Raw genomic sequence first — 18052 nt, 5'->3', positions numbered from 1 at the left:
CACCGCGCATGGACTTCGGACTCGTACTGCAGACCGACCCGCCGGCCTCGCGGGTGGTCAGCCTGATGCAGCGCGCCGAACGCAACGGCTTCACCCACGGCTGGACCTTCGACTCCGCCGTGCTGTGGCAGGAACCCTTCGTCATCCACAGCCAGATCCTCGCCCACACCACGCGACTGAAGGTCGGCCCGATGGTCACCAACCCGGGCACCCGCACCTGGGAGGTGACCGCCTCCACCTTCGCCACCCTCAACGACATGTACGGCAACCGCACCGTCTGCGGCATCGGCCGCGGCGACTCCGCGATGCGCGTCGCCGGACGCAAGCCCAACACCCTGGCCCGCCTGGGCGAGGCGATCGACGTGATCCGCGACCTCGCCGAGGGGCGGGAGACCGAGGTCGACGGGCAGCCGCTGCGGATCCCGTGGGTGCGCGACGGGAAGCTGCCCGTCTGGATGGCCGCGTACGGGCCCAAGGCGCTCGCCCTCACCGGCCGCAAGGCCGACGGCTTCATCCTGCAGCTCGCCGACCCGTACCTGACCGAATGGATGGTGAAGGCCGTACGCGCCGCGGCCGTCGAGGCGGGACGCGATCCCGCCTCCGTCACCATCTGCGTCGCCGCCCCCGCCTACGTCGGTGACGACCTGGCGCACGCCCGCGAGCAGTGCCGCTGGTTCGGCGGCATGGTCGGCAACCACGTCGCCGACCTGGTGGCCCGCTACGGCGAGCACTCCGGCATGGTCCCCGAGGCGCTGACCGCCTACATCAAGGAACGGCGCGGCTACGACTACAGCCACCACGGGCGGGCCGGCAACCCGTCCACGGACTTCGTGCCCGACGAGATCGTCGACCGGTTCTGCCTGCTCGGCCCGCCCGAGGCGCACATCGAGAAGCTGAAGGCACTGCGCGAGCTGGGCGTGGACCAGTTCGCCGTCTACGACATGCACGACGCGCAGGAGACGACGATCGACGCGTACGGCGCGGAGATCATCCCGGCACTCGACCGCTGATCCGGTACCACCGCCGAAGGGCACGCCCATGACCGCGACCGTCCCGCCCACGCCGTCCGACAGACCGATACCCGACCCGGCGGGACGCCTCGAGCTCCCGCCGGGCACCCGCCTCACCGACAGCCGCTTCGTCAACGACGACCTGCTGCCCGTGCCGCTGGCCCGCCGCCGCTGGACGACGTACAACTTCACCGCGCTGTGGGTGGGGATGGCGCACAACATTCCCTCCTGGCTGCTCGCCTCCGGCCTGGTCGCGCTGGGCATGGACTGGAAGCAGGCCGTGTTCACCATCGCGCTCGCCAACGTCATCGTGCTCGCGCCGATGCTGCTCACCGGTCACGCGGGACCCAAGTACGGCATCCCGTTCCCGGTGCTGGCCCGCGCCTCGTTCGGGCTGCGCGGCGCCAACCTGCCGGCGATGATCCGGGCCGGGGTGGCGTGCGCCTGGTTCGGCATCCAGACCTGGATCGGCGGCCAGGGCATCTTCGTGCTGCTCGGCAAGATCTTCGGCGGCTGGGCGAATGCGTCGGAGGTCGGCGGCCAGCCGTGGACGCTGTGGGTGTGCTTCGTGCTGTTCTGGGCGCTCGAACTGGCCGTCATCTACCGGGGGATGGAGACCCTGCGGCGGTTCGAGAACTGGGCCGCGCCGTTCGTCATCGTCGGTGCGTTCGTCCTGCTGGCCTGGATCGCGCACCGGGCCGGCGGTCTCGGCCCGCTGCTCGACCAGCCGTCGCGGCTCGGCTGGGGCGCCGACTTCTGGCCGGTGTTCTTCCCCTCCCTCATGGGCATGATCGCCTTCTGGTCGACCCTGAGCCTGAACATCCCCGACTTCACCCGCTTCGGCGCGGGCCAGCGCGCCCAGGTGTGGGGGCAGACACTCGGACTGCCCACCACCATGACCCTGTTCGCGCTGCTGTCCGTGTTCGTCACCTCCGGCTCGCAGGCGGTGTACGGGGCCCCGGTGTGGGACCCCGTCGCACTCGCCGCCAAGACGGACAACGTCTTCGGACTGCTCTTCGCGCTGGTGACGGTGCTCGTCGCCACCATCTCGGTGAACATTGCGGCCAACGTGGTCTCACCGGCGTACGACCTGGCGAACCTGGCGCCGCGGATCATCAGTTTCCGCACCGGCGCCCTGATCACCGGGGTCGTCGGCGTGGTGATCATGCCGTGGAAGCTCACCGAGACGCCCGAGCTGTACATCTTCACCTGGCTCGGCCTGGTCGGCGGGCTGCTCGGCACCGTCGCCGGCATCCTCATCGCCGACTACTGGATCGTCCGCCGCACCGCCCTGGACCTGCCCGACCTGTACACGCCCGGCGGCCGCTACTGGTACAGCTCCGGCTGGAACCCGCGCGCGGTCGCCGCCTTCCTGGTCGGCGGCGTGCTCGCGGTGGGCGGGTCCCACTCCGCCCCCGGCAAGGGTCCCTTCCCGGAGGACGGACTGATCCCCTTCCTGAAGCCCCTCGCGGACTACGGCTGGGCGGTGGGTCTCGCGGCGTCCCTCGTGGTGTACGTGGCGCTGATGGCCGGGCACCGGCGGGACGCCTGAGCGTGGGACCGCCTACCGGGCCGTGCCGAAGTCCTGCGTCCAGTAGTTGCCGGGCTGCGCGAGACCCACACCGATCTCCTCGAAGGAGCAGTTGAGGATGTTCGCCTTGTGGCCGGGGCTGGTCATCCAGCCGTTCATCACCTGCTCGGGGGTGGAGTAGCCGTAGGCGACGTTCTCGCCGTACGTGCTCCAGGTGTAGCCGGCGCGGGTGATGCGGGCGCCGGGGTCGGAGCCGTCGGAGCCGGTGTGCGACATGGTGCCGCTCGCCGCCATGTCCTCACTGTGCTTCTGCGCGGCCTGCGTCAGGGTGGCGTTCACCTTGACGGCGGAGCAACCGGCCTTGGCGCGCTCGGCGTTGACGAGCTCGACGACCCGGGCGACGGTACCGGACGCGGCGGGGGCCGAGGCGGTGGCGCTGGGCTTCGGGGCGGCCGTGGTGGGCTTCGGGGCGGCCGTGGTGGGCTTCGGGGCGGCCGTCGTGGGCTCGGGAGCCGCCGTGGTGGGCTTCGGCGCGGCCGTCGTGGACTCGGGAGCCGTGCCGGCCGGCCGGGACGCGGGCGCCGCGGGGGCCGTCTTCGCCGGCTCGTGCGACGGCTTGCGTGACGTGTGCGGCGGCTTGGAGCGGCTCGGCTCGGTGGTGCCCGGCTTCGGGGTGCCGGGCTTCGAAGCGCCCGGGGTCGCGGCCGGGGTGCCCGACGGCACCGGCGAGGGCGTGCCGTGCTGCTGGCCGCTCCACTGGCGGTACCAGTCGGGGCCGCCCCAGCTGTCGTGGTCCGCGGCCCGGGCGGCGCCGTCACGGCTCTGCCGTTCCCCGCCGCCGGGCCAGTCGGTACAGGCCATGGCGACCGAGGGTATGCCTATGACGCCGACGGCCATCGCCGCGACGACCGTCCGGCGGTACTGCTTGTGATGGCGGTGCTTTCCCATGAGTGACCTCACCCCTGCTGTCCGGAGGCTGGTCATTCTTGGGACGGCCGGGTGCGGGGCGCAAAGGGCCCACCTACTACCGCGTCTCGTAGACCGACAGGGGCCTTGCGGCGCTCGCGAGAGCGTGCCGACACCCGGTGACGGGCTCCTCGCGACACCTGCCGCCTCGTCAGAACGCCCCGCGCCGCGACGCGGTCCCGGCTCCCGGCTCCCCGCCGGACCACCACCCGCTCCGACCGGGGACGGTTTCACGGCAAGACGGACAAGTCCCCCATGTCGCCGGAGCGGTTCCTACTAAGCGCCCCGCGCAGATCGGGATCGCGCTGTGACAGATGTCACGGAACCATCAACTCCGGATCACTCCGGAGCGTTCCCCAGGGCGGCGACCGCCTCCTTGGCGGCCTTGATCGCGCCCTTGTTGATCTCGTCCGTGGCCGGCGCCTTCTTCGACTCGAAGTCGCTGCCGTTGTACGTCACGATCACCAGCGCGTTGGAGGCCCGTGCCAGCACCACGCCCTCACGCGTCTGCTGCTTGTCCTCGGTGGTGAGGTTCACGACCGAGTAGGCCGCGTCCCCGAGCCCGGGCACCTCGCCCCCGCCGCTCCTCTCCTCCACCCGCCCCTGGTACGACCGCTCCGCCGCCTCGTCCGACTCCAGCACCTCGTAGGACACGTCGAGCCAGCGGTACTCGTAGCCCTTGAGGGCGTTCCAGGAACAGGTGCGGCGCAGCTTCGCGTCCGTGGACGGTATCTCCTTGCCGGCCGTCTTGGCGCCCGGCACCAGGGACTTGACGCTCTTCTCGGTGACGCTGCCGCACGGCGCGGGCGCGGCGGCGTACGTCTTCACCGCCTGGGTCTGTGACGGGGTGGACGCGGACTGGGTCTGCGTCTTCTCGGTCGGCTTGTTCGCGGCGGCCTCCGGCGGGCCGGAGGACAGCGCCCATCCCGCCGCGGCGAGGACGACCACCGGGGACAGGCGCGCGGTCAGGGCGATCGGCAGAGGAAAGGAACGCACGGCGCACTTCTCGTGGGGTTGGTGCGGAAGGGGTCCGCACTGCGGACGGGACGCCAGTGTCACACGCATCGCGGTGGCGCGGAAGTGTCAACTCGCTCCGTAGGCGCGTGGTGACGGGGGCGTACCGTCCGGGGCACCCGGTTGCTTCGATTCCTGTGGGAAACAGGCCATGTGGGTGTGCGTCAGGGGACGCGAGCGATCCACTCCGGCGAGGTGAACTTCGTCCGCGCCAACTCCCGTGCGCGCGACAGCTCCTCGTCCGTCACCTTCCCGGAGGCGAGCCCGTACCGGGCGCGGAAGGAGCCGATCATCCGGTCGATGACGGCCTCGCGCGGCAGACCGGTCTGCCGGCGCAGCGGATCCACCCGCTTCTTCGCGCTCCTGGTGCCCTTGTCGGACAGCTTCTCCCGCCCGATCCGCAGCACTTCGAGCATCTTGTCGGCGTCGATGTCGTACGCCATCGTCACGTGGTGCAGCACCGCTCCGGGACCGCCGTCCTGACCCACGAGCCGCTTCTGCGCGGCGCCGGCGATCTTGCCCTGGTCGGTGGCGATGTCGTTCAGCGGCTGGTACCAGGCGCGGATCCCCATCTCGCCGAGCGCGCCGAGCACCCAGTCGTCGAGGTAGGCGTAGCTGTCCTGGAACGACAGCCCCTGCACCAGCGCCTCGGGCACCGACAGCGAGTAGGTGATCGTGTTGCCGGGCTCGACGAACATCGCGCCGCCGCCGGAGATGCGGCGCACGACCTCGATGCCGTGGCGTCGGGCGCCCTCGGGGTCGACCTCGTTGCCCAGCGACTGGAAACTGCCGATGATCACCGCGGGGGCGCCCCACTCCCACACCCGCAGCGTCGGCGGCCGCCGGCCGGCGGCGACCTCGGCGGTCAGCACCTCGTCCAGGGCCATGTGCAGCGCGGGGGGCTGCGGGCTCTCGTGGATCAGCTGCCAGTCGTAGTCGGTCCAGTCGGTGGCGTGGGCCAGCGCGCGGCGCACCGCGATCCCTACGCCCTCCGAGGTGAGCCCGTACATCACGGTCCCCTCGGGGAGGGCCGCGTCGATCCGGGCCGCCAGACCGGCGGCGTCGGTGTCGGCCGGCGCGCCGTCCAGGGCGCGGTTCACCGCTTCGAGCGCCTCGTCGGGTTCGAGGAAGAAGTCGCCCGCCACGCGCGCGCGGCGCAGCACGCCGTCCTCCACGTCCACGTCCACGACGACCAGCTTGCCGCCGGGAACCTTGTACTCACCGTGCACGGCTCCGCCTTTCGTCCCTACCGCCGGCGTCAACACCGGCAACCGCGGACGTGTTCCCCGCCCCCTGACCCGCGTCCGCGTGCCGACCGGGCCCGCCGTGACCGTCCGATGGCCCTCCGCGGCTCAAGTCCCTTGTTCACCATGGCGTTTCGAGATCGGAGAGTGCCGACCGGTGCCGGCCTCGGACGGCATCCGACGGACACCGGCGGGGGCGGGACGGGGCCCGTACCCGCCGGTGTCCGTCGGCGGCGCCGGGGCGGTCAGACGCTGACGGTGGTCCCCGACGGGGCCGGCTGGGGGTGCACGCAGTGCCAGCGGTGCCCGTCCGGGCCGTCGGACGCCTCCGGGAACGCGCCGGCGCACGCGTCGTCCGCCTTCCAGCAGCGGGTGCGGAACGGACAGCCGGAGGGCGGATTGGTCGCCGAGGGCACCGGGCCGTGCAGCACGATCCGCTCGGGACGCTCCAGCAGGCTGGGCGTGGCCGACAGCAGCGCCTCGGTGTACGGGTGACGGGACGCGCCGGAGACCTGGGCGGCCCGCCCCTCCTCCACCACACGGCCGAGGTAGAGCACCGCGATGCGGTCGGCCAGGTAGCGCACGGTCTGCACGTCGTGGGAGATGAAGACCATGGCCAGACCGAGCCGCGCGCGCAGGTCCACCAGGAGGTTGAGGATCTGGGCGCGCACCGACACGTCCAGGGCGCTGGTGGGCTCGTCGGCCACGATCAGCTCCGGCTCCAGGGCCAGCGCGCGGGCGATCGCCACGCGCTGGCGCTGACCGCCGGACAGCTGGCCGGGCAGCGCCTCCAGGGTGTGCCCGGGCAGGCCGACCAGGTCCAGCAGTTCCTCCACGCGCCGGTCGCGGTCCGTGCGGGTGCCGCGCCCGTGCACGTCCAGCGGGTCGCGCAGGATCCGGCGCACGGGCAGCCGCGGGTTCAGGGCCGTCGAGGGGTCCTGGAAGACGACGCCGACGCTGGCACCGAACCGGCTGCGGCGTTCCGCGGCGGGCATCCGCCAGAGGTCCTGGCCCTTGAAGTACACCTGGCCCTCGGTCGGGCGCTGGAGCCCGGTGACGACCCGGGCCAGGGTGGACTTGCCGCAGCCCGACTCGCCGACCAGGCCGAGGATCTCGCCGCGCCGGACCTCCACGGAGACGTCCGTCAGGGCGTGCACGGCGTCCCGGCGCAGGATGCCGCCGCTGCGTGCCTTGTGCCGGACGTGGATGCGGTCCAGCCGCACGAGCGGGTCCATGGTGTCCTCCGGGGCGGTCATCGGGCACCCTCCAGCGACTTGGCCGACGGACGCGCCGGCGCCGGGTGGTGGCAGGCGAAGAGGTGGTCGCGTCCGCCGTCGCGGTCGGCGGCGGGCGGCGGGGTGGTGGCGCACAGGCCGGTGGCGGCGGTGCAGCGGGAGGCGAACCGGCAGCCGGCACCGAACGCCTTGGGCGCGGGCACCACGCCGCGGATCTGGTGCAGCCGCTCCGCGCCCGCCTCCAGCGAGACGACGGAGCCGAGCAGACCCCGGCTGTAGTGGTGCGCCGGGTCCGTCAGCAGGGAGCGGGTGTCCCCGGCCTCGGCGACCTGACCGGCGTACATCACCGCGACCCGGTGGGCGAGGTCGCCGACCAGGGCCAGGTCGTGGGAGACCAGGACCATGGCGAACCCGAGCTCGTCGCGCAGCTCGACGAGCAGTTCGACGACCTGGGCCTGCACGGTCACGTCCAGCGCGGTCGTCGGCTCGTCGGCGATCAGCAGCCGCGGGCTGCGGGAGAGCGCCATGGCGATGAGCACGCGCTGGCGCTGGCCGCCGGAGAGCTCGTGCGGGTAGCTGCGCAGGGTGCGCTCGGGGGAGAGGCCGACCAGTTCCAGCAGTTCGGCGGGGGTGCGGGTGCCGCCGCGCGAGGTGAGACGCTTGAGCTGGGTGCCGATCAGGACGGACGGGTTCAGGGACGACATGGCGTCCTGGTAGACCATCGCGATCTCCGGACCCATCAGGGCCCGGCGCTCCTTGGGCGACATCGTCAGCAGGTCGCGGCCGCGGTAGAGGATCTCGCCCTCGGCCTCGGCGTTGCGTGCCAGCAGACCCATGACGGCGAGACTGGTGATGGACTTGCCGCAGCCGGACTCGCCGACCAGACCCAGGGTCTCACCCTCGCGGACGGCGAAGGAGATGCCGTCGACCACACGGATGTCGCCGTAGCGGTCGGGGAAGCGGATGGACAGGTCACGGACGACCAGCAGGTCGGGGGCGTCGTCGGCCAGCGGCGGGACGGCCGGCTCCGTCGCCTCGATCCGTGCGGCGAGCTCGGCGAGCGCGGCGTCCGCCGCGGCCCGGTCGGCGGCCGGCTCGGCGGCGGCGGTCTTCTCGACGGTGTCGCCGCCGTCGGCGCGGGCCTTGTCGGGGGAGGCGGCGGCGTCCGTCATGCCCTCCGACAGGACGTTCAGCGCGAGCACCGTGATCAGCAGGCACAGGCCGGGGAAGAGGGTCGCCCACCAGCCGCCCGACAGCAGGATCTGCCGGCCGTAGGCCAGCACGCTGCCCCAGCTGGGGTCGGGATCCTGCACACCGGCGCCGATGAAGGACAGGCTTGCCTCGAAGATGATCGAGTCGGCCACCATCACGGTCGCGAACACCAGCACCGGCGCGGCACAGTTGACGGCGACGTGCCGGGCGACGATGTAGTGGCGCCGGGCGCCGATCACCTGCTCGGCGGCGACGTAGTCCTCACCGTACTGCTCCAGCACGTTGGCCCGGACGACCCGGGCGAGCGAGGGGGAGTAGACGAAGGCGATGGTGAAGATGATGACCGGGACGCTGGGGCCGAACACGGCGACCAGTACGGCGGCGAGCGCGATCGGCGGGAACGACATGACGACGTCCAGCGTGCGCATCACCGACTCGTCGGCGAACTTGCGCGAGGTGGCCGCCAGGGCACCCAGGAACGAGCCGATGGCCAGCGCGAGGAGGGTCGCGCCGAAACCGATGACGAGGGAGTAGCGGGCGCCGTGCACGACCCGGGCGAACACGTCGCGGCCGGCCCGGTCGGTGCCGAACCAGTGGTCGGCGCCGGGCGGCTGGGCCGGGACGCCGGTGGCGAGCGGGTCCTGGGTGAGCAGCGGCGCGAACACCGCGCCCAGGACGACGACGAGGAGGACCCCGAAGGCGATCCGGGAGGTCAGGGGCAGGCGACGCAGGCGGGTGCCGGGCCGGAGCCGCTCGGCGAGGGAGCGTGGGGCGAACATCACACCGTCCTGATGCGCGGGTTGACGAGCAGGTAGAGCAGGTCGACGATCACGTTGACCACGAGGAAGGCGATGGCGATGGTGAGCACGGTGCCCTGGACCAGCCCGACGTCGCCGCCGTTGACGCCTTCGAGGATCAGCTTGCCCATGCCGGGCAGGTCGAAGATCGCCTCGATGACGACGGCGCCGCTGAGCATGTAGCCCACCTTGACGCCGAGCACGGTCAGCGGGGTGATCAGGGAGTTGCGCAGCACCGACCGGATGATCATGAACGGTGGCAGGCCGCTGCCGCGGGCGGTGCGCACGTAGTCGCGGTCGAGTTCGGCGACCATCGAGGTGCGGATCAGCCGGGCCAGCGAGGAGGCGACCGGCAGGGCGAGGGCGACGGCCGGCAGGGCGAGGCTCTCCAGCCAGCCGGAGAAGGAGTCGGCCGGGTTGACGTAGCCGCCGGTCGGGAGGACCTGCATGTTCAGCGCGAACTGCTGGATGAGCAGCACACCGAGCCAGAACGAGGGCAGGGCGATGCCGATCATCGACAGCACCCGGAAGGCCTGGTCGGGCCAGCGGTCGCGGTACACGGCGCTGAAGACGCCGAAGACCAGGGCCAGCACGATGGCCAGCGAGAGGCCGAGGAGCGTCAGCTGGAGGGTGAGCGGGAACGCGGTGGCGATCCGGTCGGCGACGGGCTGGCTGGGCGCCACGGTGACACCGAGGTCCCCCTGCACCAGATCACCGAGGAAGGCGAAGTACCTGACGGGCAGAGGGTCGTTCAGGCCGTGCTCCTCGGCGAACGCGGCACGCGCCTCGGGACTCGCGCTGTCGCCGAGCGCGTTGTACGCGGGGTCGGCCGGCGAGAACTGCAGGACCACGAAGACCAGCAGGGCGATACCGAGGATCATCACCGGCATCATCGCGACGCGGCGCAGCGCGAGCCGGAGAAAAGCAACCATCGTGAGGTTCCTAGTGATTGGGGCGGGGGCCGCCGCCCGGCAAGGCGCGGCGGCCCGCCGGCCTGGGCGTGCGGGGTCAGGCGCGGCCGACGCCGATGAAGGACAGCCCGGTGGTGGGCAGTGGCTTGAACCCCGTCAGCGTCCCGTCGCGCCAGGCGGTGGGCAGCTTGCGGTGCAGCACCGGATACAGGGCGGCCTCCTCGGCGACCAGGTCGGTCACCTGGCCCCACAGCGCCTTGCGCTTCGCCTCGTCGGCCTCCGCCGCGGCCTTGTCCAGCAGCGACTTGACCTGCTTGTAGGCGGCGCTGCCCGCCCAGCCGTAGCGCTTCTCCGGCCAGAAGCCGTAGTAGAACCAGCGCAGCAGCAGGTCGGCGTCGTTGCCGAAGACGGACGGGTCGCCCGGCGCGGCCAGGGCCTCGAACGTGCCCTTGTCGATCTTGGCGTACTGCGCGGCGGACTGCTGGATGTCCAGCTTCGCCTCGACACCGACCGCCGCCCAGCTCTCCTTGATCAGGGGCGCGATGTCCTTGACCCAGCCGTTGTCGGTGAGCAGCAGGGTGAAGGAGAGCTTGCCCACGCCCGCGTCGGCGAGGAGCTTCCTGGCCTTGGCCGGGTCGTGCTCGTAGACGGTGGCGGCCTTGTGGTAGTCGGGGTGCGGGGCCGGCACGTACCCGGTGGCCGCCTCGGCGTTGCCCAGCAGGGCGGTGGAGATGATCTTCTCGGTGTCCAGGGCGTACCGCAGCGCCTGACGCACCCGCTTGTCCGCGAAGCGCTTGTCTGCGGTGTTGAACATCAGGAAGAGCAGCCCGAAGGACTGGACGGACTCGACCTTGTCCTTGCCGGTGATGCCCTGGACGTCGATGTAGGGGACGTCCTCGATGGCCTGCACCCGGCCTGACTTGAGCGCGCTGACCCGGGCGGACGGGTCGGAGATCAGACGCCAGACCATCTTCTTGGCCTTGGCGGGGTGGGGGCCGTTGTACTTGTCGTACGCCTCCATGACGATCTTGTCCTCGCGGACCGCGGAGACGAAGCGGTACGGGCCCGAGCCGACCGGCTTGGCGTCGAAGGCCTTGGGGTCGGCGCCGGCGATCTTCTTCGGCACGATGCGCACCACGGATATGCGCGAGGGGAAGAGCGCGAAGGCGTACTTCAGCTTGAACTCCACCGTGCTCTCGTCGACCGCCTTCACCTGGTCGATGAAGGGCACGAACTGCGCCATCAGCGAGGCGTTCTTCGGGTCGAGGACCCGCTCGAAGCTGAACACCACGTCGTCCGCGGTGACCGCCGAGCCGTCGTGGAAGGTGGCACCCTTGCGGAGGGTGGCCCGGTACGTGGTCGCGTTGATCTTCTGCGGCATCCCGGTGGCCAGCGTCGGGCGGGCGACCAGAGTGGCCGGGTCGAGGTCGACCAGGCCCTCGAAGATGTGCATGTTGGCGGCGAAGGGGGTCGCACCGGAGGTGATCATGGGGTCGAAGCCCGTGGAGAGCGGGTAGGACAGCCCGGCTTCGATGGTGTCGGTGCTGCCGCCGGAACCGCCGGAGTTCTCGCTGTTGCTGCCCGGGCCTCCGCAGGCGGACAGGCCTGCGGTGATCGCGGTCGCCACACCGAGGGCGCTGGTGTATCTCATGAAGGTGCGGCGGTCGACGCCGGATGCGCTGCGCGGGGACAAGGAACCCTCCTGGCGGGGAGTCATGACGGGCGAGGATGCGGACTGGCTGATTCTGTGCGACGGGGATGGCGCGAATGTACCCGTCGAGGATGCATCAGACGTCTGATGTCTGATGCTTGATAGCGTGGGAACGTAGTCGGGCAAGGGAGAGGGGTCAAGAGGTGGCGGTGGGACAAAGGGCGATTCGGCATGATGCGCCGGAGCCGAAGGCGGCACGACAACCGTTGCGGCAGGAGGTCGTGGACGGCATCAAGTCGTACATTTTGCGCAACGAGCTGCGCCCCGGCGATCCGCTGCCGACCGAGCCGGCCCTGTGCGAGGCGCTCGGCGCCAGTCGCTCCAGCGTGCGGGAGGCCATCCGGATCCTCACCGCGCTCGACATCGTCGAGGTGCGGCACGGTCACGGCACCTACGTGGGCCGGCTGAGCCTGTCCGCCCTGGTGGAGAGCCTCACCTTCCGCGGTCTGCTCAGCCCCGACGACGACTTCCAGGTGATGAGCGACCTCGTCGAGGTGCGCGAGCTGTTCGAGCGCGGCATGGCGGAGCGGCTGGTGGAGTCCCTCAGCGACGAGCAGATCGACCGGCTGGCGGCCCTCGTCGACCAGATGCGCACGGCGGGCGCCGGTGAGGGGCACGGCTTCGTCGAGGCCGACCGCGCCTTCCACACGCTGCTCGTCGCCCCGCTCGGCAACGACCTCATCGGGCAGCTCTCCGCGGCGTTCTGGGACGTCTACGTCATCGTCGCGCCGCACCTCGACGTCTTCACGCACGAACACGAGGCGGCGACCATCGCCAACCACCAGCGCATCGTGGACGCCGTGCGGGACCGGAACCCGGCCGAGTTCGCGACCGCCCTCACCGAGCACTACGCGCCCGTGCGGCACCGGATCGCGGAGGCCCGGGCCCGGCGCTGACCGGCGTGTTTCCACGGCGGAGGCGGTCCCGGCGCGGGGCCGCCTCCGCCGCTTCGTGCCCCGTGCCGGGCCGCCGGCGGCGCGCGGCGACCGGCCGCGCGGGATCGCGCACGGCCGGCTCACCACCCTCCGGCCGGCCGGCGGGGCGGGGCACTTGACGGCCGACTCGCCGATCTCTAGGGTCCCAGGACAGCAGACATCAGACGTCTGCTCTCAGCTCCAGCCGTTGCGCTGCGCCGCGCGCACGCCTCACCCGACGGGGCCCCTCCATGCCACTGACGGACCTCACCCTCGCCCAGTGCCTGGCACTCCGGCCCGACCTCGACGAACCCGCCGACCTCGACGCGTTCTGGGACCGCACCCTGCGCACGGCCCGGGCGGCCGGCGGAACCCCGCGGTTCACCCCCGTGGACTCGGGCCTGACCCAGATCACGACCTACGACGTGTCCGTACCCGGTTTCGCGGGCGAGCCCGTACGGGGCTGGCTGCACCTGCCCGCCGGTGCGGACCGGCCGCTCGGCTGCGTCGTGGAGTTCCTCGGCTACGGACGAGGCCGCGGCCTGCCGCACGAGCAGGTCCTGTGGGCCAACGCCGGCCACGCGCACTTCATCATGGACACCCGCGGCCAGGGCTGGTCCACCGCCGGCGGCGACACCCCCGACACCGTCTCCCTGAACGGTGACGTACCCGGCTTCCTGACCCGCGGCGTGGACAGCCCGGACCACCACTACTACCGGCGCGTCTACACCGACGCGGTGCGCTTCACCGAGGCCGCCCGCGCCCACCCGGCGGTCGACCCCGACCGGGTCGTGGTCACCGGACACAGCCAGGGCGGCGGCATCTCCCTCGCGGTCGCCGGGCTCGTCCCGGGCCTGGCGGGCGTCATGCCCGACACCCCGTTCCTGTGCGACATCCGCCGGGGCGCCCTGGTCGCCGGCGCACCCCCCTACACCGAGATCGCGGAATACCTGAGCCTGTACCGCGACCGCACCGAGACCGTCCTCACCACCCTGTCCTACATGGACGCGGCGCTGCTGGCCTCCCGCGCCACCGCCCCCTCGCTGTTCTCCATCGCCATGATGGACGCCGTCTGCCCGCCGTCCACCTGCTTCGCCGCCTACCACCGCTACGGCGGCGCCAAGGACCTGCGGGTCTACGAGTTCAACGGCCACGAGGGCGGCGGAGGCCACCACCGGCGTGAGCAGCTCGCCTGGGTCCGGGACCTGCTCACCTCACCCCACACCCTCGACGACCCAGCCATCTCCACCCTGCACGATCCCCAACTCGCCTGACCCCTCCCGAGAAGAGGCCCGTTCATGCAGCGTAGAGCCACCCTGGCCACCGCCACCGCGGTCGCGACCCTGGCCCTCCTGGCCGCCGGCACGCCCGCCGCGCACACGGCCGACCAGCAGGCTGCCTTCGCCCCCAACACCCTCACCTCGCAGAACATCGCCACCGCGGGCACCGGCTCCCCCTACTACCGCATCCCCGCCCTGACCCGCACCACCAAGGGCACCCTCCTCGCGGCGTACGACGCCCGCCCCACCCTCGGCGACCTGCCCGGCAACCTGAGCGTGGTGCTGCGCCGCAGCACCGACGGCGGCGCCACCTGGCAGGCCCAGCAGGTGGTCCGCAAGGAGGCCGCCCCCAAAGGCTTCGGCGACCCCAGCCTCCTCGTCGACCGGGAGACCGGCCGCGTCTTCGTCTTCTACGCCGCCTCCGTGAACCAGGGCTTCTTCGGCTCGGCCACCGGCAACGACGAGAGCGACCCCAACGTCCTCCAGGCCGACTACAGCTACTCCGACGACGACGGCCTGACCTGGAAGCACGAGCGGATCACCGCCGAGATCAAGAACCCCGCCTGGGCCGGCATGTTCGCCGCCTCCGGCGAGGGCATCCAGTTGCGGCACGGCACCCACAAGGGCCGCCTGATCCAGCAGTACGCCATCCGCAACAACGGGGCCAACTACGCCGTCAGCGCCTACAGCGACGACCACGGGGCCACCTGGAGGATGGGCACCCCCGTCGGCCCCGGCGGCGACGAGAACAAGACCGTCGAACTCTCCGACGGCCGTGTCATGCTCAACAACCGCTCCGCTCCCTACCGCACGGTCGCGTACTCCAGCGACGGCGGTGTCACCTACACGCCGTTCCAGCAGGACAAGGAGCTCCCCGACCCCGCCAACAACGGCTCCGTCATGCGCTTCGCCCCGGACGTGCCCGCGACGCACCCGCGGGCGCGGTGGCTGATGTTCAGCAACACGGCGACCACCAACAGCCGCAGCAACCTCACCGTACGGCTCTCCTGCGACAACGGGCAGAACTGGCCGGTCCGCAGGACCGCCGAAGCCGGCTCGGCCGCCTACTCCACGCTCACCCCGCTCGGCAGCGGCACCATGGGCGACGACCGGGTGGGCATGCTGTGGGAGCGCGCCAACTACCAGCACATCACCTACTCGTCCTTCGACCTGCAGTGGCTCGGCGGCGTCTGCGCGCCCGTCACGATCACCCCGCCCGCCTCCCTGCCCGCCGGGAGGACCACCGAGGTCACCGTCCGCGTCGTCAGCCAGAACGACAAGGACCTGCCTTCGGGATCGGTCTCCCTCACCCTGCCCTCCGGCTGGAGCGCCCCGGCCGTCACCGTGCCCGCGCTCAAGCCCGGTCAGGGCGCCAACATGAGGATCCCCGTCACCGTCCCGGCGAACGCCACCGCGGGCGCCGTGCCGACGACCGCCACCTACCTCGTGCGCGGCTCCCAGCGGTCCTACGGTGACCACACGCTCACCGTGACCGCACCCTAGCGGCCCCGCCGCCGGGCCGCCCGCACCCCACCGGCCGCGGGCGGCCCGCCCTCCCCGTACCACCGTCCGCACAGCCCAGGAGTCACCATGTCCTCGTCCCAGCCCCTCCGCGGCGTCGTGCCGCCCGTCTGCACCCCCCTGGATGCGTCGGGCGACGTCGACACCGTCTCGCTCGCCCGGCACGTGGAACACCTCGTGAACGGGGGAGTGCACGGGCTGTTCGCCCTGGGCTCCAGCAGCGAGGTCGCCTTCCTCACCGACCGGCAGCGGGAGGTGACGCTGCGGACCGTCGTCGAGGCCGCCGCGGGCCGCGTCCCCGTCCTCGCCGGCGTCATCGACATGACCACGCCCCGCGTCCTCGTCCACGCCGAGGCCGCCCGCGAGGCGGGCGCCGACGCCCTGGTCGCGACCGCGCCCTTCTACGCCCGCACCCACCCCGTCGAGATCGCGCACCACTTCCGGACCCTGCGCTCCCGCGTCGGCCTGCCCCTGTACGCCTACGACCTGCCGGTCTCCGTGCACAGCAAGCTCTCCGCCACCCTGCTCCGCGAACTCGCCGAGGACGGCACGCTGGCCGGCCTCAAGGACAGCAGCGGCGACGAGGGCGGGCTGCGCCGGCTCATCGTCGAACTCGGCGGACGCCACGGCCGCGCCGACGGCCCCGCCCCCGCCTTCAGCATCCTCACCGGCTCCGAACTCACCGTGGACGCCGCCCTGCTGGCCGGCGCCGACGGCGTCGTGCCCGGCCTCGGCAACGTGGACCCCGCCGGTTACGTACGCCTCTACGACGCCGTCCGCGGCGGTGACGTCGACGGCGCCGTCAAGGAACAGGAGCGGCTGGTCGAACTGTTCGGCATGGTCGACGCCGGACCGGAGGACGAGATGGGCCGCAACTCCTCCGCCATCGGCGCGTTCAAGCACGCGCTGCGCCTGCTCGGGGTGTTCGCCGAGGGCACCACCGCCGCCCCGCAGGTCCAGCTCGGCGACGCCTCCGTCGCCCTCGTCGAGGAGCGGCTGCGCGGCGCCGGCCTGCTCCCGGTCCGATGACGGCACACGCTCCCGGCGGCGCACCGGTGATCGGCCTCGACCTCGGCGGCACGAAGATCGCCGCCGCTCTCGTCGCGGGCGACGGCACCGTCCTGGCCCGGCACTCCCTGCCCACCCCGGCGACAGCGGGGGCGGAGGCGGTGCTCGACGCGCTGGCCAGGCAGGCCCGCGCGGTGTGGACACCCGCGGCCACCGCGATCGGGGTCGCCGCCGCGGGAGTCGTCGACCCCGTCACCGGAACCGTCACCAGCGCCACCGACACCATCCGCGGCTGGGCGGGCACCGCTCTGGCCGCCGGCCTCGTCGCCCGCACCGGCCTCCCGGTCGCCTGCGACAACGACGTACGCGCGGCGGCGGCCACGGAACTGTCCGGCCCGCACCCGGGCGGCAGCGGATCCGGGACGACCCTGATCTACGCCGCCGTCGGCACCGGTGTGGGCGGCGCCGTCGCCGTGGACGGGCGCATGCTGCACGGGGCGGCCGGCATCGCCGGGCACCTCGGCCACCTCCCGAGCCCCGAGGCCGAGGGACTGCCCTGCACCTGCGGCGCCACCGGGCACCTGGAGGCGATCGCCGCCGGCCCCGGCATCACCGCCCACTACACCCGGATGAGCGGACTCCCCGCGGACCGCCTGGAAAGGGTCGCCGCCCGCGCCGCCGAGGGCGAGCCGCACGCCACCGCGGCCATCGCGCTCGGCGCCCGGGCCGTCGGCCGCGCCCTGGGCGGCCTCGCCAACGCCCTGGGGGCCGACCGCGTGGTCGTCGCCGGCGGAGTGCCCCGCATCGGCGCCCGCTACCTCGACGCGCTGGACGCGGCGTTCGCCGCCGAACTCATGCCCCCCTTGCGGAAGCTGCGGCCCGTACCGCCCCGCGGCGGAGCCGACGCCGCCGTCCTCGGCGCGGCCGCGCTCACCCGCACCCTGCCCCTGCACCACCCCCACACGACCGGAGCCCCGCGATGACCCCGCCCCTGGCCGACGCCCTCGAGGGCCGACTGATCGTCTCCTGCCAGGCCCCGCCCGGCGACCCGATGCGGCACACCGACACCCTGGTCCGCATGACCCTCGCGGCCCGGACGGGCGGCGCCGCGGCCGTGCGGGTCAACGACCCGGAGGTGGTCGCCGCCACCGTCGCCGCCGTGGACCTCCCGGTGATCGGCCTGTGGAAGGACGGCGACAGCGGCGTCTTCATCACCCCGACCGTGCGCCACGCCCTCGCCCTGGTGGACGCGGGCGCGGCGGTCGTGGCGGCCGACGCCACCGCCCGCCCCCGCCCCGACGGCAGCACCTTCGCCGACCTCGTCGAGGCCGTCCACGCGGCCGGCGCCCTGGTCATGGCCGACGTGTCGACCTTCGACGAGGGCCGCGAAGCCGCCGGGCGGGGCGCCGACTTCGTGGGCACGACCCTCTCCGGCTACGTGCCCGGCTCGCCCGTGCAGACCGCCCCCGACCTGGCCCTCGTCGCCGACCTCGCCGCCGCGATCGACGTCCCCGTGATCGCCGAGGGCCGCATCGCGACCCCGGAGCAGGCCGCCCGCGCCCTGCGGGCGGGCGCCCACAGCGTCGTCGTGGGCACCGCGATCACCGCCCCGACCGCCCTGACCCGGACGTTCGCGACCGCCCTCGCACCCTGAAGGACCCCGGCCGGGGGGCCGGACGGCGAAACGCCTCACGCCGG

15 protein-coding genes are annotated in these 18052 nt (G+C 72.7%); 8 read left to right on the top strand and 7 right to left on the bottom strand.

What is annotated here, in order from left to right; genetic code table 11:
- Nucleotides 1-8: 8 nt before the first annotated feature.
- Together ACZ6A9_RS26595 and ACZ6A9_RS26590 are read left to right on the top strand one after the other, a co-directional pair.
- Nucleotides 9-1010, top strand: a complete 1002-nt coding sequence (locus tag ACZ6A9_RS26595) for a TIGR03842 family LLM class F420-dependent oxidoreductase (RefSeq protein ID WP_468989946.1) — start codon at nucleotides 9-11, stop codon at nucleotides 1008-1010.
- A gap of 28 nt (nucleotides 1011-1038) precedes the next feature.
- Nucleotides 1039-2562, top strand: a complete 1524-nt coding sequence (locus tag ACZ6A9_RS26590) for an NCS1 family nucleobase:cation symporter-1 (protein ID WP_468989942.1) — start codon at nucleotides 1039-1041, stop codon at nucleotides 2560-2562.
- Nucleotides 2563-2574: 12 nt separating this feature from the next.
- Here ACZ6A9_RS26590 and ACZ6A9_RS26585 read toward each other — a convergent pair whose 3' ends face one another.
- The 7 genes from ACZ6A9_RS26585 to ACZ6A9_RS26555 form a co-directional block, all read right to left on the bottom strand.
- Nucleotides 2575-3489 (bottom strand): CAP domain-containing protein, encoded by a 915-nt coding sequence (locus tag ACZ6A9_RS26585; RefSeq protein WP_468989940.1) that lies wholly within the window; start codon nucleotides 3487-3489, stop codon nucleotides 2575-2577.
- A gap of 357 nt (nucleotides 3490-3846) precedes the next feature.
- Nucleotides 3847-4503, bottom strand: a complete 657-nt coding sequence (locus tag ACZ6A9_RS26580; protein ID WP_468989938.1) for a hypothetical protein — start codon at nucleotides 4501-4503, stop codon at nucleotides 3847-3849.
- A gap of 182 nt (nucleotides 4504-4685) precedes the next feature.
- Complete coding sequence (locus tag ACZ6A9_RS26575; protein WP_468989935.1) at nucleotides 4686-5750, bottom strand: lipoate--protein ligase family protein; 1065 nt, start codon at nucleotides 5748-5750, stop codon at nucleotides 4686-4688.
- Nucleotides 5751-6010: 260 nt separating this feature from the next.
- Nucleotides 6011-7021 (bottom strand): oligopeptide/dipeptide ABC transporter ATP-binding protein, encoded by a 1011-nt coding sequence (locus tag ACZ6A9_RS26570; protein WP_468989932.1) that lies wholly within the window; start codon nucleotides 7019-7021, stop codon nucleotides 6011-6013.
- On the bottom strand, nucleotides 7018-8991 hold the full coding sequence (locus ACZ6A9_RS26565; protein WP_468989930.1) for a dipeptide/oligopeptide/nickel ABC transporter permease/ATP-binding protein: 1974 nt from the start codon (nucleotides 8989-8991) through the stop codon (nucleotides 7018-7020). Before ACZ6A9_RS26565 ends, ACZ6A9_RS26570 begins: the two co-directional genes overlap by 4 nt.
- Complete coding sequence (locus tag ACZ6A9_RS26560; RefSeq protein WP_468989928.1) at nucleotides 8991-9941, bottom strand: ABC transporter permease; 951 nt, start codon at nucleotides 9939-9941, stop codon at nucleotides 8991-8993. Before ACZ6A9_RS26560 ends, ACZ6A9_RS26565 begins: the two co-directional genes overlap by 1 nt.
- A gap of 76 nt (nucleotides 9942-10017) precedes the next feature.
- Nucleotides 10018-11637 (bottom strand): ABC transporter substrate-binding protein, encoded by a 1620-nt coding sequence (locus ACZ6A9_RS26555; protein ID WP_468989926.1) that lies wholly within the window; start codon nucleotides 11635-11637, stop codon nucleotides 10018-10020.
- A 137-nt stretch (nucleotides 11638-11774) separates the two neighbouring features.
- Between ACZ6A9_RS26555 and ACZ6A9_RS26550 the strand changes: the two genes are divergently transcribed.
- The 6 genes from ACZ6A9_RS26550 (at nucleotide 11775) to ACZ6A9_RS26525 (ending at nucleotide 18008) form a co-directional block, all read left to right on the top strand.
- The gene (locus ACZ6A9_RS26550) at nucleotides 11775-12527 is read left to right on the top strand and encodes a FadR/GntR family transcriptional regulator (RefSeq protein WP_468989923.1); all 753 of its coding nucleotides are present in this window, start codon (nucleotides 11775-11777) and stop codon (nucleotides 12525-12527) included.
- 269 nt (nucleotides 12528-12796) lie between these two features.
- Nucleotides 12797-13819, top strand: a complete 1023-nt coding sequence (locus tag ACZ6A9_RS26545) for an acetylxylan esterase (protein WP_468989921.1) — start codon at nucleotides 12797-12799, stop codon at nucleotides 13817-13819.
- A 24-nt stretch (nucleotides 13820-13843) separates the two neighbouring features.
- Nucleotides 13844-15328, top strand: a complete 1485-nt coding sequence (locus ACZ6A9_RS26540; protein ID WP_468989918.1) for an exo-alpha-sialidase — start codon at nucleotides 13844-13846, stop codon at nucleotides 15326-15328.
- A gap of 87 nt (nucleotides 15329-15415) precedes the next feature.
- Nucleotides 15416-16375: a dihydrodipicolinate synthase family protein gene (locus ACZ6A9_RS26535; RefSeq protein WP_468989916.1), complete on the top strand. Its 960-nt coding sequence runs from the start codon at nucleotides 15416-15418 to the stop codon at nucleotides 16373-16375.
- Nucleotides 16372-17337 (top strand): ROK family protein, encoded by a 966-nt coding sequence (locus tag ACZ6A9_RS26530; protein ID WP_468989914.1) that lies wholly within the window; start codon nucleotides 16372-16374, stop codon nucleotides 17335-17337. The genes ACZ6A9_RS26535 and ACZ6A9_RS26530 overlap by 4 nt, the downstream gene beginning before the upstream one ends.
- Nucleotides 17334-18008 carry an N-acetylmannosamine-6-phosphate 2-epimerase gene (locus tag ACZ6A9_RS26525; RefSeq protein ID WP_468989912.1) on the top strand — a complete coding sequence of 225 codons (675 nt, stop codon included), beginning with the start codon at nucleotides 17334-17336 and terminating at the stop codon, nucleotides 18006-18008. The genes ACZ6A9_RS26530 and ACZ6A9_RS26525 overlap by 4 nt, the downstream gene beginning before the upstream one ends.
- Nucleotides 18009-18052: the final 44 nt, after the last annotated feature.

It is taken from the genome of Streptomyces sp. NPDC041124 (genome assembly GCF_055592385.1).
This window is presented reverse-complemented; position numbering and strand designations above follow the sequence as displayed.